At 44.0% G+C, this 24,284-nt stretch carries 18 protein-coding genes and 1 pseudogene; 18 read left to right on the top strand and 1 reads right to left on the bottom strand.

The window, feature by feature from the left end; translation table 11 throughout:
* Positions 1-8 precede the first annotated feature (8 nt).
* From dnaE to P343_RS21245, 7 genes and pseudogenes are all read left to right on the top strand, one after another.
* Entirely contained in the window at positions 9-3,401 is a 3,393-nt protein-coding gene (dnaE, locus tag P343_RS21275) for a DNA polymerase III subunit alpha (RefSeq protein ID WP_023508727.1), read from the top strand.
* Between the two features lie 354 nt (positions 3,402-3,755).
* A complete protein-coding gene (gene accD, locus P343_RS21270; RefSeq protein ID WP_023508726.1) occupies positions 3,756-4,628 on the top strand; it encodes an acetyl-CoA carboxylase, carboxyltransferase subunit beta in 873 nt (290 codons plus the stop codon).
* Complete coding sequence (locus P343_RS21265; RefSeq protein WP_023508725.1) at positions 4,613-5,620, top strand: acetyl-CoA carboxylase carboxyltransferase subunit alpha; 1,008 nt, start codon at positions 4,613-4,615, stop codon at positions 5,618-5,620. The genes accD and P343_RS21265 overlap by 16 nt, the downstream gene beginning before the upstream one ends.
* A gap of 88 nt (positions 5,621-5,708) precedes the next feature.
* Positions 5,709-6,668, top strand: coding sequence for a 6-phosphofructokinase (pfkA, locus tag P343_RS21260; RefSeq protein ID WP_023508724.1), 960 nt, complete (start codon positions 5,709-5,711; stop codon positions 6,666-6,668).
* Between the two features lie 22 nt (positions 6,669-6,690).
* Positions 6,691-8,127: pseudogene (gene pyk, locus P343_RS21255) on the top strand (pyruvate kinase); the annotation flags it as partial.
* A gap of 264 nt (positions 8,128-8,391) precedes the next feature.
* A complete protein-coding gene (locus tag P343_RS21250; RefSeq protein ID WP_023508722.1) occupies positions 8,392-8,814 on the top strand; it encodes an acyl-CoA thioesterase in 423 nt (140 codons plus the stop codon).
* A 22-nt stretch (positions 8,815-8,836) separates the two neighbouring features.
* On the top strand, positions 8,837-9,232 hold the full coding sequence (locus P343_RS21245; protein WP_023508721.1) for an FxsA family protein: 396 nt from the start codon (positions 8,837-8,839) through the stop codon (positions 9,230-9,232).
* Between the two features lie 15 nt (positions 9,233-9,247).
* On the opposite strand, the gene ytvI is transcribed toward P343_RS21245, so the two are convergent.
* Positions 9,248-10,387 (bottom strand): sporulation integral membrane protein YtvI, encoded by a 1,140-nt coding sequence (gene ytvI / locus P343_RS21240; protein ID WP_023508720.1) that lies wholly within the window; start codon positions 10,385-10,387, stop codon positions 9,248-9,250.
* 285 nt (positions 10,388-10,672) lie between these two features.
* On the opposite strand from ytvI, the gene citZ reads away from it, so the two are divergent.
* The 11 genes from citZ to coaE all read left to right on the top strand — a co-directional run bounded on the left by citZ (position 10,673) and on the right by coaE (position 24,224).
* Complete coding sequence (gene citZ, locus P343_RS21235) at positions 10,673-11,788, top strand: citrate synthase (protein WP_023508719.1); 1,116 nt, start codon at positions 10,673-10,675, stop codon at positions 11,786-11,788.
* Between the two features lie 328 nt (positions 11,789-12,116).
* Entirely contained in the window at positions 12,117-13,385 is a 1,269-nt protein-coding gene (gene icd / locus P343_RS21230) for an NADP-dependent isocitrate dehydrogenase (RefSeq protein WP_031263556.1), read from the top strand.
* Positions 13,386-13,709: 324 nt separating this feature from the next.
* A complete protein-coding gene (locus P343_RS21225; protein WP_023508717.1) occupies positions 13,710-14,648 on the top strand; it encodes a phosphate ABC transporter substrate-binding protein in 939 nt (312 codons plus the stop codon).
* A 131-nt stretch (positions 14,649-14,779) separates the two neighbouring features.
* A complete protein-coding gene (gene pstC / locus P343_RS21220) occupies positions 14,780-15,742 on the top strand; it encodes a phosphate ABC transporter permease subunit PstC (protein WP_023508716.1) in 963 nt (320 codons plus the stop codon).
* Entirely contained in the window at positions 15,742-16,626 is an 885-nt protein-coding gene (pstA, locus tag P343_RS21215) for a phosphate ABC transporter permease PstA (RefSeq protein WP_023508715.1), read from the top strand. The genes pstC and pstA overlap by 1 nt, the downstream gene beginning before the upstream one ends.
* 25 nt (positions 16,627-16,651) lie before the next feature.
* A complete protein-coding gene (gene pstB, locus P343_RS21210) occupies positions 16,652-17,455 on the top strand; it encodes a phosphate ABC transporter ATP-binding protein PstB (RefSeq protein ID WP_422784800.1) in 804 nt (267 codons plus the stop codon).
* A gap of 171 nt (positions 17,456-17,626) precedes the next feature.
* Positions 17,627-18,322, top strand: a complete 696-nt coding sequence (locus P343_RS21205) for a response regulator transcription factor (protein WP_023508713.1) — start codon at positions 17,627-17,629, stop codon at positions 18,320-18,322.
* Positions 18,303-20,015, top strand: a complete 1,713-nt coding sequence (gene pnpS / locus P343_RS21200) for a two-component system histidine kinase PnpS (protein WP_031263551.1) — start codon at positions 18,303-18,305, stop codon at positions 20,013-20,015. Before P343_RS21205 ends, pnpS begins: the two co-directional genes overlap by 20 nt.
* Before the next feature lie 65 nt (positions 20,016-20,080).
* Complete coding sequence (polA, locus tag P343_RS21195) at positions 20,081-22,711, top strand: DNA polymerase I (protein WP_023508711.1); 2,631 nt, start codon at positions 20,081-20,083, stop codon at positions 22,709-22,711.
* Positions 22,712-22,785: 74 nt separating this feature from the next.
* A complete protein-coding gene (gene mutM / locus P343_RS21190; RefSeq protein WP_023508710.1) occupies positions 22,786-23,625 on the top strand; it encodes a DNA-formamidopyrimidine glycosylase in 840 nt (279 codons plus the stop codon).
* Positions 23,622-24,224, top strand: coding sequence for a dephospho-CoA kinase (gene coaE, locus P343_RS21185; protein WP_023508709.1), 603 nt, complete (start codon positions 23,622-23,624; stop codon positions 24,222-24,224). The genes mutM and coaE overlap by 4 nt, the downstream gene beginning before the upstream one ends.
* Positions 24,225-24,284: the final 60 nt, after the last annotated feature.

Below are 24,284 nucleotides of genomic sequence, written 5' to 3'. Positions count from 1 at the left end.
CCAGAAGTATGCCATTTGTCCATCTCCATGTGCATAGTGAATATAGTTTATTGGACAGTACCTGCCGGATCGACGATTTAGTTAATCTGGCAAAAAGTGCTGGTCAAAAAGCACTCGCTTTAACAGATCGAGATGTGATGTATGGTGTAATTCCGTTTTACAACGCCTGTAAGCGAGAAGGAATTCATCCGGTTATCGGAATGGAGCTGTCTGTAGATGACGAATTAAAGGACGGGTCAGCTTTGAGAACGAATATGCAATCCGAGGGTACGATTCTCACCTTGCTGGCACAAAATAATTTAGGCTATAAGCATCTCGTGAAACTATCATCCATTGTACAAATGTCGGAAAGTGGTCGTGTCCCCCTCTCTCAACTCGAGAATTATGCGTTAGGGGTAATCGCGTTGTCCGGCGGGCCAGATGGTCCGATCGACCGGCTGCTTGCATTGGGAAAAGATCAGCAGGCCGAGCAATTGGCTGCCCGCCTTCAGGCAGTTTTCAGCAATCGCTTTTTCCTAGAGCTTCAGCGGCATGGCAAAGTCGGCGAACAAACTATTGAGAAACGAATACGTGGACTGAGCAGCCGACTGTCCATACCGATTGTGGCTTCCAGCAGCATCCATTATCTCAATAAAGGGGAAGCTAAGGCACATGCCTGCTTGAAAAGTATTCGTGACGGTATGAAATTAGCCGATCAGAAGCATGAGAATCCGGATATGGAATTCAAGACAACGCAGGAAATGGCAAACAAATTTTCCGACCTTCCGGAAACATTAGAACTGACCCAGAGGATTGCTGCAGCTTGTCAGGTCACTTTCTCATTTAACAGAGTAAGATTTCCCGCATTTCCACTTCCTGACGAAAGAACTGCCGAACAGTTGCTCAGAGACGCCTGTGTCCAGGGACTATCAGTCAGATATTCAGTGATTACCGATCAAATTCGAGATCGCCTGAATCATGAACTGACCGTTATCAATAAAATGGGCTTCAATGATTATTTCTTGATTGTTGCTGATCTTGTAGATCACGCAAGAGAATCAGGATTTATGCCTGGACCTGGGCGAGGATCCGCTGCCGGCTCGCTTGTTGCTTACGCATTGAAGATCACTGAGGTTGACCCGATAAAGTACAATCTGCTTTTTGAACGATTTCTTAATCCAGAACGGGTAACTATGCCGGATATTGATTTGGATTTTCCAGATGTTGATCGGGATAAAATGATTGATTATGCTTTTAAAAAATATGGACGTGCACATGTGGCACAAATTATTACATTTGGCACGTTGGCGGCAAAGGCGGCGATACGTGATGTCGGACGCGTGCTGGCCAGGGATCCCCGCCTTGCTGACCGAATAGCAAGACTGATCCCCGGGGCACCCAAGATGACCTTGGAGAAGGCTTATCAGGGGTCGGCAAAATTGCGCGATCTGGTAGACTCGTCTGAAGATGCGGCAGATTTATTTTCGCTTGCTCGTCAGATTGAGGGCTTACCTAGGCATTCCTCAATACACGCTGCAGGTGTTATTTTAAGTGACCAGCCGCTGACTGAGTCTGTACCGGTGCAGAAAGGGCATGACGGCATTCCGCTTACCCAGTATCCAATGACGATTTTAGAATCGCTTGGTTTATTGAAAATTGATTTTCTCGGTTTGCGTAATCTGACATTCATGAGAGATGTGATTCAAAGGACGTCATTGGTTAATAATGACGAATTGTCTACAGAAACGATTCCTCTTGATGATCCTGAAACTTTTAAATTATTAAGCAGCGGAGATACAATGGGTATTTTTCAGCTTGAGTCGGATGGTATGCGACAAGTGCTTCGTAAACTAAAGCCCACAGAGTTTGAGGACATTGTTGCCGTCATTGCACTGTACCGCCCGGGGCCTGTTCAATTTATCGATCATTATGTGCGCAGAAAGCACGGGGAGGAAAAAATCGTCTACTCTCATCCTGATCTGGAACCAATCCTCAAACAAACTTATGGCGTGCTTGTCTATCAGGAACAGATCATGCAAATAGCTGTCCAAATGGCTGGCTATTCGCTTGGGCAGGCAGATATTTTGCGCCGCGCAGTTTCAAAGAAAAAACGTGAATTGCTTGAAGACCAGAAAAAAACGTTTATTGCAGGATGCGCTCAGAATCATTATCCACAGGAAACAGCAGTTAGGATTTTTGATTTAATTGTGCGGTTCGCCAACTATGGATTCAACCGTTCACATGCAGTCGCTTATAGTTTTATTACGTATCGTCTTGCTTATTTAAAGACACACTTTCCCGAGGCATTCATGGCTGCTCATCTTTCCGGAATCATTGGAAATTCGGATAAGATTGAAGCGACACTTCATGAGATGAAAAGTCGAGGAATTCAGCTTTTGCCCCCTTCGGTGAATGAAAGCATGACGGGTTTTGAACCGTCAGGAGCCGCGATACGCTTTGGGCTCTCAGGTATTAAAAATGTAGGCAACGGGGCTGCCGATGATTTGGTGCGAGAACGAAAAAAAAATGGACCTTTTAAGAGTCTTTATGATTTTTGCCGCAGGGTGTCGGCCAGAAAGGTAAATCGGAAGGCCATAGAATCAATGGTTTTTGCAGGCGCTTTTGATTCGTTTGGCATAGATCGCGCAATTTTACTGGCAACACTGGACAGAGCTTTAGGTGCAGGGGAAGAAGAACAGAAAATGAACGGCGGTCAAACCTCATTTCTTATTCCTGAGAATGAAGAAACCGATTATACGGACGTGCCGCCTCTTAGTTCCGATGAAAAACTGCACTATGAGCGTGAGGCTTTGGGTTTCTATTTATCTGCCCATCCTCTGAGTGAGTATAGAAACCGGTTGCCGGACTCTGTTCTGACGGTTGGCGAGACAGAAAAATACTCAGAAGGAGAAACGGTCACGCTAACGGCCATGGTAGAGCATCTGAAAAGGATCAAAACAAAGTCTGGACAGCTTATGGCTTTCTTTTCAGCGGGTGATGAAACAGGAATGATCGATGCCGTGTGCTTTCCGGCCCAATTTGAAAAGATTCAGGAGATTATTCATGATGGGCAACTCGTTGTCCTTCAGGCAAAACGTTCTGAAGGAAAGGAAGGCGGTGTGCCACAACTCACCATTCTTCGGGCAACGAAATTGACAGACTACCTGTCCGACCGACGTGCAGTTCTTTTTTTGAAAATCGATCAGGCACATTATCATTCTCAATTGCTAGAACAGGTGAAGTCGTCAATTGAGAAAGATCCTGGCGAGCATCGAGTAGTGCTGTACTATGAATCGAACAACAAAACCATAGCTTTGGCGCCAAAATATGCGGTGAATTTGAATAAAACATTCATCGAAGGAATCAGGAGACTTCTTGGAGAGAAAAATGTTATGATCAAGTACAGTGGGCTTTTTGTATAATAGCGATTGAAGGATCCGCATATGCAGACATAGGAAATCAGGCAGTTAAATTGAAGCTGTCCCGCAAGACTTCCGGATTTGACTTATGTGCCTTATGTTTTTACGGAACCTTTGATATAATAATGTGGTTTGGGATTTTTGCGGAAGCCACACTAGCCAACAAAGCCGACTTACAGACATGTTGTTGACCATTCATTTTATCGTTACTTATTACTGAAAAGCATTTATCTCATTGATTTATTCGATCATATGGACTTAACAATCGACGATTCCATGAAATATAAGTGAAGAAATAGTGACATGTTGTTAGATAGGTTAAATTTCAGGCTTTGACAAAGTAAGAGGGTGATATACTTGATGAAGGACTTTTTTACTAAGAAAAAAAAGTATGCAACAGTCCCATCCGCAAAAGCAAGACAAGATGTTCCTGAAGGCATTGTCCGAAAGTGTCCGAAGTGTAAAAAGATCATGTATGTCAAAGAGTTGAAAAAGAATTTGTTTGTCTGCCAGTCATGCGGGTATCATTATCCAATAGGAGCCCGTGATCGAGCAGAAATGCTTTTCGACCAAGGTTCATACGTTGAATTTGACAAGGACATGGTTTCGCTAAATCCGCTTCAGTTCCCAAATTATATGAACAAGCTGGAGTCGGATCGAAAGAAAACGAATTTGAACGAAGCGGTCTGGACAGGAAAAGGTCTGATCGAAGGATTTGATTGCGCCGTTGCCATTATGGACAAAGGATTCCGTATGGGCAGCATGGGATCCGTCGTCGGTGAAAAAATCACCCGCATGATTGAATATGCGAACAAAAACGGCATTCCTGTTCTTATTTTCTCTGCATCCGGCGGCGCACGTATGCAGGAAGGTGTGCTCAGCCTGATGCAAATGGCGAAGACAAGTGCCGCTTTGAAAGAGTTCAGTGAAAATGGCGGTCTTTATATTTCGATCATGACCCACCCGACAACGGGTGGGGTTTCGGCAAGCTTTGCTTCTCTTGGCGATTACAATTTTGCTGAGCCGGGCGCTCTGATTGGATTTGCCGGACGTCGGATTATTGAGCAAACCATCGGTGAAGAATTGCCGGAAGATTTTCAGACCGCTGAATTTTTGCTGAATCATGGTCAGCTCGATCAAGTCGTTTCAAGGTCCGAATTGAGGACTGTGTTAGGGCGGGTATTGTCGATCCACGCTGAAGGAGGTGCCGCAGGATGGGACCAGAACTAGATTTTGAAAAGCCGATTTTGGAGCTTAAAGGTAAAATTTCAGAATTGAAACAGTTCATGGATGAGAAAGGTATCGATCTTTCCGATGAATTGAACAGCCTTCAGGAACGGCTGGCCGCTCTTGAAAAAGAAACATACGGAAGCATGACTCCTTGGGAACGCGTGCGGGTCGCAAGAAAGTTGAACAGACCGACAACCCTCGACTATATTCCACTGCTTTTCACAGATTTTGTGGAGTGCCATGGTGATCGTCTTTACGGAGATGATCCGGCGATCGTCGGCGGTATCGCGAAATTTCACGGCCATCCGGTAACTGTAATTGGTGAACAGCGCGGACGTGACACGAAAGAGAACATTAAGAGAAATTTCGGCAGTCCTCACCCTGAGGGATACCGAAAAGCATTGCGTCTTATGAAGCAAGCGGACAAGTTTCATCGTCCGATCATAACTTTCATTGATACTAAGGGTGCTTTTCCAGGAAAGGCGGCAGAGGAACGCGGCCAAAGTGAAGCAATCGCCAGAAATCTTTATGAAATGTCATGGTTGTCCGTCCCGGTTATCTGTGTTGTCATTGGGGAAGGCGCGAGCGGCGGCGCATTAGCGATCGGCGTTGGCAATCAAATTCTCATGCTGGAAAACTCATGGTACTCGGTCATTTCTCCTGAAGGAGCGGCCGCATTGCTATGGAAAGACGCCGGTAAGGCGGAAGAAGCAGCAAAAACGATGAAAATTACAGGATCCGATTTGAAAAAACTTGGCATTATTGATAAACTGATTCCGGAGGTTTTGGGCGGTGCTCATCATGATCCGAAAAAGCAGGCAGACCTCATTGATCATGCACTCATTGAATCACTGACGGAATTAAGCCAGTTAAGCGCTGACCAAGTTCGTGAACAGCGATTAGCAAAGTATCGCGCGATCGGCAATTATGACACAGTCCAAGAGAATCTAACCAATCATTCAATATTTTCTTATTCATCAGATAGGCAATGAGAGAGTCTGTTCGAAAAAGAAGACAAAAATTGCCAAACTTTTCGAACTTCCTCTAAAGTAGGGACACTAAAATGAGGTGATTGTTGTGATGAAGAAGATTGGCGTTCTGACAAGTGGAGGCGACGCTCCAGGAATGAACGCGGCGGTCCGCGCAGTTGTACGATCGGCAATTTATCGCGGAGTGGAAGTTTATGGGGTTTATCACGGTTACAAAGGTTTAATTACCGGCAATATCAAGAAACTGGAAGTTTCAGATGTCGGCGATATTGTGCAGCGTGGCGGTACTATTCTTTACACAGCGCGGTGTGAAGAATTCAAAACTGAAGAAGGCCGTGCGATTGCAATTGAACAGTTGAAAAAGTTTGGCATCGAAGGGCTGGTTGTTATTGGTGGCGACGGCTCCTTCATGGGCGGAGTTAAACTGACTCAGCTTGGTTTCCCTACCATCGGAATCCCAGGCACAATCGATAATGATATTCCAGAGACTGATTTTACATTAGGCTTTGATACAGCACTAAACACGATTATCGATGCAATTGATAAAATCCGTGACACGGCAACATCTCATGAACGTCGTTTCATTATTGAGGTCATGGGTCGCGGGTGTGGAGATCTTGCAATGTGGGCAGGACTCGCCGATGGTGCCGAATCCATTCTTATTCCTGAAACAAAAGAAGATCTGGACACAATTGTTGAACGCCTGAACCGCGGCATAGAACGCGGCAAAAAGCACAATATTATCATTGTGGCTGAAGGTGTCGGCAGCGCGGATGAAGTGGCGAAAGCAATCAAGGCCAAAGCGAATATGGACACTCGTGTGACTGTGCTTGGACATGTTCAGCGTGGCGGTGCGCCAACTGCTTTCGACCGCGTTTTGGCAGCTCGTATGGGCAACAAAGCTGTTGAATTGTTGTTAGAAGGAGAAAAAGGCAAGATGATTGCCATCCAAAACAACAAGATTGTGGCTCATGATATCCTTGATCTGCTCACGAAAAAACATGAGTTTAACAAGAATCTGTATCAGTTAGCAAAAGAATTATCCATATAAAATGCTGGAGGGAATTACTTAAATGAAAAAGACAAAGATTGTTTGTACACTGGGACCTGCAAGTGATCAAGTTGATACGCTTGTTAAAATGATCAACGCAGGAATGAATGTTGCACGTTTCAACTTCTCACATGGTGATCATGAAGAACATCATCAAAAAGTACTTAACCTTCGTGAAGCAATGAAGATTACTGGCAAAACAATCGGTATTTTGCTGGATACAAAGGGTCCGGAAATTCGTACTCATGATATGGCAACTCCAGAAGTTTTGCTGGAAGAAGGCAAATCGGTTGATATCTCTACAACAGAAGTTGCGGGAACAGCTGACAAATTCTCAATTACTTATGCTGAACTGATCGATGATGTAAATGTTGGCTCAAAAATTCTGATCGATGACGGCCTCGTTGAACTCGAAGTTACCGGTATCGACAAAGCAGCTGGACTCATCCACAATAAGATTTTGAACACAGGCGTTCTGAAAAGCAAAAAAGGTATTATCGTACCTAATGTCAGCATCAATCTTCCTGGTATGACTGAAAAAGATGCAAACGATATTGTTTTCGGTATTGGCGAAGGCATCGATTTTATCGCAGCATCTTTCGTTCGTCACGCATCAGATGTTATTGACATTCGCAATCTTTGCAAAGAACACGGTGCAGAAGATGTTCATATCTTCCCTAAAATTGAAAGCCAAGAAGCTGTTGACAACATCGAAGAAATCCTCGAAGTTTCCGATGGCCTTATGATTGCCCGTGGTGACCTTGGTGTCGAAATTCCAGCAGAAGATGTACCGCTTGTTCAGAAACGATTGATCAAGATGTGTAATAAGGCAGGTAAGACAGTTATTACCGCAACTCAGATGCTTGACTCAATGATCCGCAACCCTCGTTGTACTCGCGCCGAAGCAAGCGACGTTGCAAACGCAATTTTTGACGGTACCGATGCAACAATGCTTTCTGGTGAATCTGCTTCCGGTAAATGGCCGGTTGAAGCCGTTACGACAATGAAAAACATTGCAGTTAAAGCTGAATCAGCTTTGGATTACAAGTCGATTCTGAAGAAATTGAGCGATTCAAGTGAACCAACTGTAACAGCTGCAATCGGTGAAGCTGTTGCTCACACAGCGCTTAATCTCAACGTTGGCGCTATTATTTCTTCAACGGTCAGTGGCTATACGGCAAGCGTCGTTTCTCACTACCGTCCAAAAGCGCCAATCATTGCGGTTACGAATTCAAAACGTGTTGCGCAAAAACTGACACTTGCTTGGGGCGTAACTCCGGTTCTGAGCGAATCAGCTACGACAACTGACGAAATGTTCGAAATCGCAGTAGATAGTGGCAAGAAAACTGAACTTGTAAAAGACGGAGATCTTGTTGTGATCACTGCCGGACTTCCTGTAGCAGCATCAGGCAAAACAAACCTTATGAGAGTGCATGTTGTTGGTGAAGAACTGACACAAGCGTAATGAGCTTTAGGTGGATTTTGGGTTTTCCCGAAATCGAAACACTTTATTTTTATTCTTCAGTTTCTTCGTTTATGATAAGAGAAGGCGCGTACCTGCGCCTTCTCTTATCTTTTAGGCTTCGCAAAATAACATTGTTATTTTGGGAGCGTCGATCGCGGTCAAGGGTGTGTGAATCATGTTTCACACGTCAATTCAAAATTTGGTTGTTCAACACCATCTATTAATTTTGCCAAACTTGAAATTCTGGAGTGATTAACGATGAATGTAGCTACGACGAAAATTGTCGTTCGGTATAATGAAACGGATAAAATGGGGATTGTGCACCATAGTCAATATGTGAATTGGTTTGAAATTGCGCGGACAGACTGGATTCGGCAATGTGGTCTTTCCTATAGAGCGATTGAGGAAGAGGGAGTCATGATGCCTGTTCTTGGCATCGAAGTACACTATCATTCGCCGGCTCTATATGATGATACAGTCCTTGTTGAAACAACATTAGCAGCTTATGACAGTATAAAGATGAGCTTTAACTATAAAATTTTTAGAGAAGCGGATCGAAAGCTGCTTGTTGATGGGACAAGTTCGCATTGCTTGACGGATTTATCCCTTCGTCCGGTATCAATTAGGAGAAAGAAACCTGAATTGCATGCGATCATTACCAAAGCTGCCGGATTGGCTTGATTTCTGAAGGAGGAGTTGCTTCGTGCTGAAAAAATTTTTTCTTGTACTTCTTCTTTGTATGCTTGCCGAGGTCTGTGTCTTGATTTTTGTCGGCCAGCTGATTGGATGGCTCAATCTTATCCTGATTTTGCTGCTGTCCATTGTTATCGGACTCTGGACGGTCAAGCGGCAGGGCTTTACAATCGTGCAGAAAATTAGCGAGGATCTGAGCCTAAGGCGGATACCAGGCGAACCATTGTTGGATGGGGCGTGTCTGCTTCTTGGCGGTTTCCTGCTCTGTGTTCCTGGACTATTAAGCGATTGTGCAGGTATTCTGCTTTTGATTCCTGCGGTGAGGATGGCTATCGTTCTACGTGTAAGAAAGTGGATTCGTAAACAGTTTGACAGAGGCGGCTTTGTTTTTCGTTCATTCAGATAAACCAAATAAGCGGCACTATACCTTCTTTCCGAGAATATAATGCCATATCTCCTGCCAGGTTCCGGAATGATACAGTGTCTTAACCACGACGAGTAGTAATGGGCCGACAACAAGTCCGACAAGTCCGAGCCAACGAAAACCGAAATAGATCGCAACGAGTGAGGCTAATGGATCAAGACCGATATTTGCGGATAAAATTTTCGGTTCCATTAATTGTCGCTGAATGATTGCGGTGATATAAAGGCTTGTCAGACTAATTGTGAAAAAATAATGATGCATAAGAAACTGATAAAGAATCCATGGGATAAAAATGGCGCCTGTCCCTAAATAAGGGATAAGATCGACAAGTCCTGTGATTAAGGCAATGGTCAATTGATGCGGAGTTCTTAATACGACAAGACCAATATACACGAGTACCATTGTCATCAGTACAAGCAAAAATTGAGCTCGTACAAAACCAATGCATGTTTTTTTTAATTCAGATAATACCCTATAAATGGGTTTTCCAATGGATGAATGCGTCGAGAATAAGTAAAATCGGTATTTAATTTGCTCAGAATCCTTCGAAAGAAAGAAAGCTGCTAGAAAAATGAAAACGGCTGAGATCATTGTGCTCGGTATCGTTGTAACAAATTGTGTAAGGTTTGTCAGTAATTGGCTTGCCAGGTCATTGAGCATCTCCACAAGTGTTCCGGCCATGCTTTCTATATTTAGCTGAATCGTCTTTTGCTGGCCACTGGGAAGTCCTGAAAAGATGTGCATCGCCTGTTCCCATGAAGGCAAAAGATGTGAAAAGAAAAAAGTTTGCAGATCCCCAATGAGTACTTGAATTTCAACCGGAACGGAACGGGATAACGAGGAGACGCCTTTGATCAGGGCCATCGCAGCAAACAGCAAAATTCCAATGGACAAAGAAAAGAAAGTAAATAAAACAACAAATGAGGCTGCTCCGCGGGGCAGCCCAATTTTTTTTTCGATGAAAGCAACAATGGGATTAATAAAAAAAGCGAGTGCGCAGGCAATGAGGAATGGCAATGCATAACGAACAGCAAGAAGAATGGTGCACACAATCAAGCCTGTGATGATCAAGACAACAAGGGCACGTAATATGATTAATAAGCCAGTCATGAATGGCTGTGATTCCTGAGCGTTCATGTCCTCATCTCCCACCTTATGTCTATGGATATGCGACAAATGGGGAATTATGCTTTCACAGACAGTGATTGAACAATGAATAAAAGGGTTATAATTCACAAAGTCGGCGCTAGCGGATATAATCAAATTAATGATTTATCAAAAGCATTTAAGATTAGGTGTCAAAAAGCAGGCTGGATCGTTCGACCTGTCTAAGAACAGACTGTGTTTGTTTTTCTAAGAACATTTAAAATCAAACGCTTACATTGTTAAGGGAACAGGAAGTGTTTCTGGGAGGGGATCAATTTGACAACGACGAGAGGTTTAGAGGGCGTTGTTGCAACAACCTCAGCAATCAGTTCAATCAAAGATGATGTGCTGACTTACCGTGGTTACAGCATTCAGGATTTAGCCGAACAGTCAACATTTGAAGAAACGATTTATTTGTTGTGGAATGGTGAACTTCCCACAGCAGACCAGCTTCAAGCTTTTAAAGCCGAACTTGCTGAAAATGCAAGCGTTCCAAATGAACTTTTTGAGTTTATGAAAAATTATCCGCTTGAAACCGTGCATCCAATGGCCGTCCTCAGAACCGCTATCTCGACTCTGGGTATATATGATCCCGATGCCGAGTTGATGGATAAACAGTCAAATAAAGAAAAAGCGATCAAGCTGCAGGCAAAAATTGCTACCCTTGTGGCTGGATTTGCGCGTATCAGACAGGGTTTGCAACCTGTAGTGCCGAATAAATCGCTTAGTTATGCAGCCAATTTTTTATATATGCTGAAAGATCGGGTGCCATCAGAAGTTGAAGCGCAGATGTTTGATAAAGCGTTAGTCCTTCACGCTGATCATGAGTTGAATGCATCTACATTTACAGCACGAGTTTGTGTTGCCACACTTTCAGATATGTACTCGGGCATTACTTCAGCGATCGGAGCTTTAAAAGGTCCGCTTCATGGTGGTGCTAATGAGCAGGTAATGCGTATGCTTGAACGTATCGGATCGATTGAGTGGGTAGATGATTACATTTTGAACGCTCTTGAAAATAAAAAGAAGATCATGGGCTTTGGTCATCGCGTATATAAAAATGGCGATCCGCGTGCGAAAATTTTAAAGACAATGGCTAGAACACTCAGCGAGATGAGTGGAGATAGTCGGCTGTATGATATGTCGCTGAAAATTGAAATCCTTATGAAAGAGAAAAAAGGGCTGCTACCGAATACGGACTTTTATTCTGCGACTCTTTATCATATTTTAGGGATTGACCATGATTTGTTCACTCCGGTCTTTGCAATCAGCAGAACGTCAGGATGGGCGGCACATATTTTGGAACAGTACAACGACAATCGGCTGATTCGTCCTCGCGCAGAGTACAACGGACCAAGATTGCGACGGGTTACACCCATGGCACAGCGGTAAATTTAATGAATTCGAAATTAACCGAACCTGTCGGCACATACAAAATATATGCATTACGGAACTGTGTCAATACACACAGATCAGCAATGCACCAATGGAAAACCTGTTATACTATAGTTAATAAAGATGAGCAATATTAATCACTCTGTGATTGTTTTTTCATTCATTGAGCAGTTCTGGTTGGATAATTGTTGAATTATGGTGTGAAGTATTTCACACGCATTTGACGTTTGCTAAATCACAAGCCAAAGAACAAAGCCTTGATGAGATTAATTACGATCAAATGTTTTTGCATGGCCATACTATTAAAGGTCTGGAGGTACATGTTGTGACACAAGGAGAACAAATTACTGTAGAAAATGGCATTCTTAACGTACCAAACCATCCGATTATTCCTTATATTGAAGGTGATGGAATAGGGCCGGATATTTGGCGTGCGGCTTCACGTGTTTTTAACGCTGCCGTGGAGAAAGCGTATAACGGCGAGAAAAAGATTGTCTGGAAAGAAGTATTGACCGGTCAAAAAGCCTTTGATCTTTCAGGAGAATGGCTTCCTCAGGAGACGATTGACGCCATTAATCAATATGTGATTGCGATAAAAGGACCTCTGACAACGCCTGTAGGAGGCGGTATTCGCTCTCTTAATGTCGCGTTACGCCAGCAGCTCGATTTATTTACGTGCTTGCGCCCTGTTCGATACTTCGAAGGTGTTCCAAGCCCGGTGAAACATCCGGAATTGGTAGATATGGTGATCTTCAGAGAGAACACGGAAGATATCTATGCTGGTATCGAATTTGAATCCGGCACACTTGAAGCTCAAAAAGTGATTAATTTTCTTCAGAATGACATGAAGGTTAAGAAGATCCGTTTCCCTGAAACATCCGGTATCGGCATTAAACCGATATCAAAAGAGGGAACTGATCGTCTAGTGCGTGCCGCGATAAAATATGCCATTAATGAAGGTCGCAAGAGTGTCACGCTCGTTCATAAAGGCAATATAATGAAATTCACTGAAGGCGCATTTAAAAACTGGGGTTACGCGCTAGCTGAACGAGAATTTCCAGAACAGACGTTTACCTGGAAACAGTATGATGCAATCGCTGCTGAACAAGGTAAGGATGCAGCGAATAAGGCACAAAGTCAGGCGCTGTCTGAAGGACGAATTCTTATCAAAGATGCTATTGCGGATAATTTTCTGCAACAGATTCTGACGCGTCCTAGTGAATACGATGTCGTTGCAACGATGAACCTTGATGGAGACTATATCTCAGATGCACTGGCTGCCCAGGTTGGCGGTATTGGCATTGCCCCAGGTGCAAACATCAATTATGAAACTGGAATCGCCCTTTTTGAAGCAACACATGGTACTGCTCCTAAATATGCGGGGTTAGACAAGGTGAATCCTTCTTCTGTCATTTTATCGGGGGTACTGATGTTTGAACATCTGAAGTGGTATGAACCGGCGAAATTAATTATTAATGCGATTGAAAAAACGATTTCCAGTAAAGTAGTCACTTATGACTTTGCAAGACTTATGGAAGGAGCGACCGAAGTGAAATGCTCAGAGTTCGCCGATGCCTTGATTAAGAATCTCTAAGTTTAATTTTTCTAAGTTCACATGTTCATTGCTGCATTAACTCATACAGGCTGTCCTAATCTAGGAAGCCTGTTTTTTGATGAATGGAAAACCAGAAAAGCGAGGAGGGTAAAGAGCCTAATCTCGCTTTTTTGTACTTTGTAAAAAGCTTGCTGAAAAACGCATGATCGGATGGATTGTAGCAAATCCTATTTATAAAGGTTAAAGAACGACAATTTTCGCCTTTACAAAACCTTTACAATTCGTTTATATGCGTTTAAAAATCAAGCCTTATTATAAGAAGTGCAATAAGGTGACTCAACACTCTGAGGGGGAAATGTTCTTATGAAAAAGAAAAACTTGCTTGCCATTGGACTTGCTCTTGTTCTTTCATTAACACTCATACTTAGTGCTTGTGGAAATGGGAGCTCGAGCGGTTCATCAGACAGCAGCAGTTCTTCTAAATCGGATTCCAGTTCTTCAACTGAAGCACTATCCGGAAAAATCACAATCGGCGGTTCGACAGCATTACAACCATTGGCAGCTCAAGCAGCAAAAGAATTTATGGATAAAAATCCTAATGTTCAGATTGAAGTGCAGGGCGGAGGCAGTGGTACCGGTTTAAGCGAAGCACAGGCTGGTAACTTTGATATCGGTATGTCGGACGTTTTCGCTGAAAGCAAATCAAACATCGATGCAAAAGCGCTGAAAGATTATCAGGTAGCAGTTGTTGGTATGACAGCAGCAGTTAACCCGAAAGCCGGCGTGAAGAATCTGTCGAAAAAAGATTTGCAAGCTGTATTTACCGGTAAGGTGAAAAACTGGAAAGAAGTTGGCGGTAAAGACCTGAAGATTACCCTGGTTAACCGTCCTGATGGATCCGGAACTCGTGCGACATTCGACCAGTTCGCACTTGATAACAAGACTCCGGCAGAAGGCATTACCCAAGATTCAACGAACACAGTAAAGAAAATTATCTCTGAAACGCCTGGAGCGATCGGCTACATGGCACTCTCTTACTTCACTGCAAACGATTCATCAGTTGTAAAACTTTCTATCGATGGTGTTGAAGCGAACGATGACAACGTAGCTTCTGGTAAGTTCCCAGTTTGGGCTTATGAACACATGTATACGAAAGGTGAACCTTCGAAACTGGTTAAAGCATTCCTCGACTTTATCATGAGTGATGCAGTACAAACGAAGGATGTACCAGCTCAAGGTTACCTCTCCGTGAATGATATGAAAGTTCAACGCGATGCAACTGGAAAACAATCGGATAAATAATTACCCTTTAAAAAACGGGTATTAATTAAATAAAGTAAGAAGTCCGATGACGGCTTAAGCGGGAATGGTTTCTGACCTCCCGCTTGTCGTCATATGGGCGTCTATGAATAACTGAAAAATGAGGTGTGAGGATGAAAATCGGCAAAGTGGCAATGGATCCGGCAACGGCAACAGCCAGTAAGTCGAAGCTCATTAATGAGAAAGGACTGTTTTGGCGACTGACGGATCGAACAAGCGAGAGCAGGGGAAAAGTCCTGATTTATAGCAGTGCGATATTAATGATTGTAGCTGTGACTGCAATCACTCTCTTCTTAACTATTCAAGGACTGCGCTCGTTTGTTGTTGATCACTTGAATTTTTGGACATTTATAACCGGAACACAATGGTATCCGGATCGCGCACAAAACCCCTCATTTGGCGCATTTCCGTTTATCTTTGGTTCCATGGCTGTCACTTTTCTGGCAGCCTTGATCGCAACACCAATAGCCATTGGAACGGCAATTTTTATGGCAGAACTTGCAAAAAAATGGGGAACCAAAGTGATGCAGCCGATTATTGAAATTTTGGTTGGCATTCCTTCAGTTGTTTACGGCTTAATCGGTTTATCGCTCATTGTTCCTTTTATGCGTGTACATTTTGGCGGATCCGGATTTAATCTATTAGCAGGCGCTATTGTAGTCGGTATCATGATCCTCCCGACAGTAGCCAGTATCGCGGCAGATAGTATTCGTGCGGTACCTGATTCACTTCGTCAAGCATCATATGCAATTGGTGCAACGAAATGGCAGACGATCTGGCGAGTGGTCATTCCGGCAGCCGGCTCAAGTCTTGTAACAGCGATTGTGCTCGGCATGTCTCGCGCATTTGGCGAAGCGCTTGCTGTTCAAATGGTAATTGGGAACGTCGTTACTCTTCCTAAGTCCATATTTGATCCATCTGCAACATTAACAACCATTATTACGTTAAGCATGGGGCATACTACAACCGGAAGTATCTTGAATGATGCGCTCTGGTCACTCGGATTTATTTTGTTGTTGATCTCCTATGTGTTTATTGTTATTATTCGGTTCTTGTCAAGAAGGAGGAATGCGTGATGAACAGCAAAGTCACAAATCGGATCGCGTTATCCCTCATTATTCTGTGTGCGGCGGTCATGGCTGGTATTCTGGCAACATTGCTGGGTTATATTCTTGTAAAAGGTGTATCAAGTATCTCTTGGCATTTTCTTACGACTTCATCAAGTCCTTTTCTCGCAGGCGGAGGCATTAAAGATCAGCTTTGGAACTCCTTTTATGTTTTGATTATTACAATGCTGTTAACGGTGCCAATTGGTGTGAGTGGAGGAATATACCTAGCTGAATACGCGAAACCAGGTAGGCTAACTTCTTTTATCAGAACATGCGTTGAGGTTTTGGCCTCACTACCTTCAATCGTTGTCGGCATGTTTGGTATGCTTGTGTTCGTGAATTATTTTGGATTTAAATTTTCTGTATTTTCCGGTGCGCTTGCACTGACCGTCTTCAACTTGCCAGTGATTGTCCGCGTTACCGAAGACGGGTTCAACTCCTTGTCGCGTCACCAGAAAGAAGGCGGCCTGGCTCTGGGTCTCACGCATTGGCATACCATTAAGACTATTTTGCTTCCCGCGGCATTTCCAAGCATTCTGACAGGTATCATCTTATCCGCTGGCCGTGTGTTTGGTGAGTCAGCAGCACTTTTATTCACTGCCGGTCTTTCAACGCCTGATCTTGATTTCGGCAATTGGAATCCTGCGGCTCCGAATTCGCCACTCAACCTGTTCCGATCAGCCGAAACGCTTTCGGTTCATATTTGGGCTGTCAATACAGGAGGAATCATGCCTGACGTTCAGACGATTGCGAACGGTTCGGCTGCAGTGCTTGTGATTTGTGTACTCTTGTTTAACCTGTTTGCTCGCGCACTGGGTAAAGTGATTAATCAAAAACTTTCGGGAAGATAAAATAGGAGGAGTTATCATGATACAAATGGAGAAAAATATTGTTTCTTTTTCAAATAATACGGTGACAAAAGATCTTCCGGTTCAAATCAACGCTGAAGATGTCAACATCTATTACGGTGATAATCACGCGGTAAAGCATGTAAATCTTCCAATACATGAAAAATCGATTACAGCGCTCATCGGTCCTTCAGGATGCGGAAAATCAACATTTATTCGTACAATTAACCGAATGAATGATTTAATCCCTGCAGCGAGATGTGAAGGAACCATCAGCTACAAAGATGTCAATATCCTTAATCCTAAAGTGGATGTCGTCCAGCTGCGCAAAGAAATCGGCATGGTTTTTCAGCAGCCAAACCCTTTTCCTAAATCAATCAGTGAAAACATCCAGTTGCCATTGAGATTTGCCGGTGTGCGTAATAAGAAGACGCTGAAAGAAGTGACCGAAGATTGTCTGCAGCAAGTCGGGCTCTGGGATGAAGTGAAAGATCGCCTGGACCGTTCGGCAACGAGTCTGTCCGGTGGACAACAGCAGCGTCTTTGCATCGCGCGAGCACTCGCACTTAAACCGGATGTGATTCTGCTCGATGAACCGACTTCTGCGCTCGATCCAGTATCTAGTGCAAAAATTGAAGAATTACTTCTTCAATTGAAAAACGACTATACGATTGTCATCGTCACACATAACATGCAACAGGCAGCAAGAATTGCCGATTACACAGCTTTCTTCTATCAGGGTGAATTAATTGAATTCGGCAAAACGAGAACATTGTTCACAAATCCTGAGAAAAAGAGCACATCGGATTATATTTCTGGCCGATTCGGCTAATCATTGGTACTCATTGCTGAATCTTTAACGCAAAATTGCTATGATAAAGAAAGCTTGCGATTGCTAAGCCTTCGGCAAAAGCAGAGGCTTAGTTGCGCTTATACTATTTTCCTTGAAAATTTAGTACATCCTTAATAGTATAAAAGAGAGAAGCAAGAGGTGGTGAGTGTTTTGGCTAAAAAGATATTAGTTGTGGATGATGAGCCGTCAATTGTGACCTTGCTTGCATTCAATTTAAAAAAAGCCGGGTATGAAGTGATTACTGCGACAAAAGGGACGGATGCTTTGCGAATTGCCAAAGAGGCGCGTCCCGACCTGATCGTCCTTGACCTGATGCTTCCGGAAATGGACGGGATGGATGTGTGTAAGCAACTTCGTCAGGAACAATGGTTTGTTCCAATATTAATGCTGACGGCAAAGGACGATGAACTCGATAAAATACTGGGCCTTGAGCTCGGTGCTGACGATTACATGACGAAACCCTTCAGCCCGCGCGAAGTGGTAGCGCGTGTTAAAGCAATCTTGAGACGGACGGATTTAGGTAAGCAGGAACAGAACGAAGTACTGAAAATCGGTGATTTGAAAGTTTACCCGAACAATTTTGAGGCGATTTTTAAGGACGAGGAAATGGTTCTGACGCCAAAAGAGTTTGAGCTGCTTGTTTACATGATGCAGCACAAGGGAAGAGTGCTCACACGGGAACAGCTTCTTAATGCTGTCTGGAACTATGACTTTGCTGGCGACACACGTATTGTTGATGTTCATGTCAGCCATCTTCGTGAGAAAATCGAAGATGTAACAAGGAAGCCGCTCTATATTAAAACCGTACGAGGGTTGGGTTATAAACTTGAAGAACCAAAGGTTTGACAAAAGATTCTGGATGCGCTGGGGATTTGTTGTCGCCAGCTTGTTCTTCGTGGTTTTTGTATCAAACGAAGTGATTCAAGCTGCCCTCCTACATCAGGACAAGCAAACAATGACTTCCAGAAAAAATTGGATAGAATCATTGTCTGTTCGACATGGGGAGCTTCAATTAGGCGGTCTTGATGCTTCTCTTACCCGTTTTACGAAACGAGAAGGCATTCAGGTTTCCATTTATAACAATGATCGACAATTGATCTATTCCTCAACCGGAGAAGAAAAAAGTGAGCTTCGCCAGACTGTGGGTTATCGTCCCGAAGATCGATCATTTCTGTACATAGAACCACTCAAATCAGATCAACAGACCGTTGGTTATGTGAAAATAAAGGGCCCAAGATCAGTCATTGTTGGACTGGGACTAATCTATTGTTTTTTTATAGCAACAGGGGTAGCTCTGCTCTTTTACAGGGATTTCTTGGTGCGTTCCTATGCTATTCCGGTTCGATTTGCTGCGAGGATGGCGGAAAATCTGCTTGAGGGTTCATATAATATGATCGCTTCAGATCATGTCAAACGCGAAAGCGTTATGAGACTGAATTTAGCGATGAATCGGATATCTGATACACTCCATGAAATCAACCGTTCATACGCACGGCAACAGGACAGCATGTCGACACTTATTGAAAATATAGGAAATGGATTAATCTTTATTGATGGGAGTGGACGTATTAACTACGTCAACCAAACGTTCAAGGAAGATTTTAAAACCCGTGCTGCGCATTGGGAGCTAGCAGATTACCATCAAGTGATTGCTTACGAAGAAGTCCGTGAAATCATTGATAAAGCCTTTGAATCAAAGAAAAAACTGGTAAAGCAGATGCAGCTGACGGTTCATATCGAGCGAAAGCATTTCGATGTCTCGTGTGCGCCAATTTTGAACAAGCATAAAAAAGTTAGAGGCATAGTCGTTGTTTTCCATGACATCACTGCGATTAAGAAATTGGAGAACATGCGGAAAGATTTTGTGGCTAATGTATCACACGAATTGAAGACTCCTGTCACTTCGCTAATCGGCTTTACTGAAACTTTGCTAGATGGTGCCAGAGAAGACAAAGAGCTCGAAAAACAATTTCTGCAAATTATGCTGCATGAAGGGCAACGATTGCAGAGCCTGATTATGGATTTGCTTGAGTTGTCAAAAATAGAACGGGAGCATTTTGCTATTCAATGGGCACAAGTGTCGCTTGGAGACCTGTTAGACAATGTGCTTCTCATTTTCAAAGAAAAAGCAGATGCCAAAAATATAAAACTTGTAAGGATACCTGGCGATAAAGGGGTAGTTGCCGGTGACTCTTTCCGGATCCGGCAGATTATGATTAACCTGATCACCAACGCAATCGCCTACACACCGGAAAACGGTACCGTGACTCTCTCAATTCAGGAAAACCAACAAGAAGCGGAGCTGGTTGTTTCGGATACCGGCATGGGCATCGAAAAGGACCAAATCCCAAGAATCTTTGAACGCTTCTATCGTGTTGATAAAGCGAGAAGCCGTGACTTCGGCGGCACTGGCCTCGGCCTTGCCATTGTCAAGCATCTCGTGGAAGCCCATGGCGGAAACATCCATGTAAAAAGTGAACCGGGAAAGGGGTCCACCTTTACCATTACCTTTAAAAAAAAGCCAGTATTGGATAAATAACCTGTGTTGCTTTAAAATATATGAATAAGCAGCACAGGTTTTTTTTGCCTTTCAGGAGGAACGTTATGAATAAACTGGTTTTGATTGATGGAAACAATGTCGTTTATCGTGCTTTTTTTGCCCTTCCATTACTGAGTAATAATCAGGGGATGTATACAAATGCAGTCTATGGTTTTACGATGATGCTAATGAAAGTCATTGAGGAAGAGAAGCCTACTCATCTTCTTGTCGCATTTGACGCTGGGAAAACGACTTTTCGCCATGAAACTTATAAAGAGTATAAGGGCGGTCGCCAGAAAACGCCGCCGGAACTTTCACAGCAATTTCCGTTGGTTCATGAGTTGCTTGATGCAATGGGGATCCAACGTTATGAACTGGATAACTATGAAGCAGATGATATTGTCGGCACGCTCGCTAAGAAAGCCCATGAGAATGATTATGATGTACGCATCGTGACAGGGGATAAAGACTATCTTCAGCTTGTTGAAGATGGTGTCCGCGTTTCCCTGATCAGGAAGGGAATTACCGATACTGTTGATTACGATGTGGACAAGGTTCAGGAACGTTACGGGATTAATCCTGATGGTGTCATTGACCTAAAAGGGCTAATGGGTGACGCCTCTGATAATATTCCTGGCGTCCCTGGTGTTGGAGAAAAGACGGCGATCAAGTTACTGAAACAATTTGAATCGATCGAAGGCGTTTATGAGCATATTGAAGAAGTAACCGGCAAGAAATTAAAAGAAAAATTGGAAACGAATAAAGAACAGGCGTTGATGAGCAAAAAAATTGCAACGATTGATAAGCAGTCACCGATTGCTCTGACTTTGGATTCATGCGCCTTCAAAAACAAGGTTACAGATCGCCTAAAGGACCTGTTCCAGGAACTCGGCTTTCAGTCCTTGCTTGATAAATTGAATGAATCTGAAACAGGTGAACGTTCAACAGAAACCGTTGATATTTCAGTGAAAACGGTAACGCGATTTACACCCGATCAACTCATTTCGCCAAGCGCGTTAATTGTTCAAATGCTGGATGAAAACTATCATTACGGTAAAATAAATGGCTTTGCAGTTTCAAATAGCGCAGGTACCTTTTTTATTGAAACGGAACATGCGCTTAGGGATGACTATTTTGTAAAATGGCTGGAAGACAGCACGATGAAAAAAGTGCTGCTGGACAGCAAACAGGCTGAAGTGGCTTTGAAATGGCGAGGGATCAATCTTATGGGCACAGCATTTGACGCTCGTCTTGCGACCTATTTGATTGATACTTCAGAAGCCGGACAAGATCTCGCGCAGCTTGCTACGAAACGCGGTATTTCCAATATTGAATCCGATGACGCTTTTTATGGCAAAGGTGCAAAATTGAAAATACCGGAAGGAGCGGGCCAAGCACAGCATTTAGGCAGAAAAGCAGCCGCATTGCTGCAGCTGGAACCTAAACTCATTAACGAACTTATCAACAACAAGCAAAAAGAATTGCTCTTTGATCTTGAAATGCCACTTGCTCGTGTATTGGCGAAAATGGAATACACAGGTATTAAGGCAAGCAGTGAAACTTTAAAATCAATGGGTGCCGAACTGAACCGTACACTCGACGTCATTGAACAAGAAATTTATGCGATGGCCGGTGTCACGTTCAATATTAATTCACCAAAGCAACTGGGTGAGATTTTATTTGAGAAACTGCAGCTGCCACCGGTGAAGAAAACAAAGACCGGCTATTCCACGGCTGCCGATGTACTTGAAAAGCTGCGAGGACGACATGAAATTATCAGCAAGATTCTTGATTTCCGCCAGCTGGGAAAACTCAACTCAACATACGTAGAGGGCTTGCTCAAGGTCATACACCCAGAAACAGGACGCGTCCACACGTGCTATAATCAAGCACTTACCCAAACGGGAAGGCTCAGTTCAACCGATCCGAATCTGCAGAACATACCGATCCGTCTCGAAGAAGGACGAAAAATACGCAAAGCCTTTCTCCCTTCAGAAGAAGGGTGGCAGATTTTTTCGGCCGATTATTCTCAGATTGAGCTTCGCGTACTCGCGCACATTGCTGATGATGAGAATTTGAAACGGGCGTTTAACGACGGGATGGACATCCACACAAAGACCGCGATGGACGTATTCGGTGTGGAGAAAGACGAAGTGACTTCACTGATGCGGCGTCACGCGAAGGCAGTGAACTTCGGCATCATTTATGGGATCAGTGACTATGGTCTTTCTCAGAATCTGGGAATCACACGAAAAGATGCTGCACATTTCATTGAAAAATACCTGGAAAGCTATCCGGGCGTACGCCATTATATGGATGATATCGTCAACCAGGCAAGAACCGAAGGCTATGTAACTACACTCTTGAATCGACGCCGCTATTTGCCTGACATTAACAGCCGCAATTTCAACAGCCGAAGCTTTGCTGAACGGACGGCGATGAATACACCAATTCAAGGGAGTGCGGCAGACGTCATCAAGCAGGCCATGATCATCATGGATCAGCGGCTTAAAGAGGAGAAGCTCACTTCACGAATGCTGCTTCAGGTACACGACGAATTGATCTTCGAGGTCCCTGAACGGGAACTAGAAGAAATGAATCGTATTGTTCCTGAAGTTATGGAACATGCCATTAAGCTGAATGTGCCGTTGAAAGTAGAATGCTCTTACGGCCCAACGTGGTATGATGCAAAATAATAGAGGAGAACGCGAGGACCTGCCCGAGACTGGATCAGTTCATGCGCGTCATAGAGAAATAAGGAGGAGACACCTTGCCGGAACTGCCGGAAGTTGAAACGGTGAAACGTACATTGAACGAACTCGTCATTGGGAAAACAGTGAAGAGCGTAGAAGTACGCTGGCCGAATATCATTCGTCGTCCTGAAGATATTAATCTGTTTAAATCGATGATCGTCGGAGAGACGTTGCAAGGCGTGAAGCGGCGAGGAAAATTTTTGCTGCTCTGTTTTGAGGAGTTGGTGCTTGTCTCTCATTTAAGAATGGAAGGGCGCTATAGGGTTGACCCTGAGGGCACGCCGATTGATAAGCATACCCATGTCATTTTTCATTTTACGGACGAGACCGCGCTCCGTTATCGCGATGTCCGCAAATTCGGAACGATGCATCTTTTTAAGAAGGGAGAGGAATGGGATCAACCGCCTTTGTCGAAGCTGGGTCCCGAACCGCTCTCTTCCGGTTTGACGGCGGAATATCTTGCCACCGTATGCCATAGCACTCAACGGTCGATTAAACAAGTACTGCTTGATCAGACGGTCATCGTTGGACTTGGAAATATTTATGTTGACGAGAGCCTGTTCAAGGCAGGTATTCATCCGTTAACCGCTGCGCGTGATCTGACTAAAGCGAAGCTGGAAAAACTGAGGATTGCAATTGTCGAGACGTTAGGTGAGGCAGTAAGACTTGGCGGCAGCACGATTCGTACGTTCGTCAACAGCCAGGGCCACATGGGACTTTTTCAACAACAATTGGACGTGTACGGACGAAAAGGCGAGCCTTGTGTGAATTGCGGAACGCCAATTGAAAAAATAAGGGCTGCCGGACGCGGTACGCACTATTGTCCGTTTTGCCAGCCGAGAGGGACAGGCAAATGATGAAGATCGGCTTAACCGGTGGTATTGCCAGCGGAAAAAGCACCGTGTCCAAATGGCTAATAGATCACGGATATCCAGTGATTGATGCTGACGAGATTTCTCGTCAAGTCGTCGAGCCGGGGGAACCGGCATTGGAACAAATTGCTGCGCAGTTCGGCAATCAAATGATTCGCCCGACTGGGGAACTGGATCGCAGGAAGCTCGGCACACTCGTTTTTCAAAACAGCGAAAAGCGTGCGTTGCTGGATTCACTGCTGCACCCGCTCATTCGCCGGCAGATGTTGGAAACGTTGGATCATCTGGAGAGAGGCGGTGCCCGAGTTGTTTTTTTGGACATTCCACTGCTTTTCGAGAATGGACTGGATACTTGGGCAGACAAGACAATTGTGGTTTCCGTAACGGAGGACAATCAGCTGAAACGACTGATGGCAAGAAATAGTCTGACTGCTGACCAGGCGCGTGCGCGCATCGCCTCACAAATGCCACTTTCTGAAAAAGTGAATCGGGCAGATGCAGTCATAGACAATAATGGCTCTATAGAGGATACAGAAGCACAACTTAATGCGCTCCTGCAGCAATGGGCGCTTGATTTGACGTAAAACGACATGTTCTGGCGCGGCTTTTCATCCGCTGTCCAGTAGGATACAATAAGTTTATCG

The sequence above is a fragment of the Sporolactobacillus laevolacticus DSM 442 genome (genome assembly GCF_000497245.1).
Lineage (GTDB): Bacteria > Bacillota > Bacilli > Bacillales > Sporolactobacillaceae > Sporolactobacillus > Sporolactobacillus laevolacticus.
Note: the sequence above shows the minus strand (reverse complement) of the source record. Positions and strands in the feature narration are given on the sequence as shown.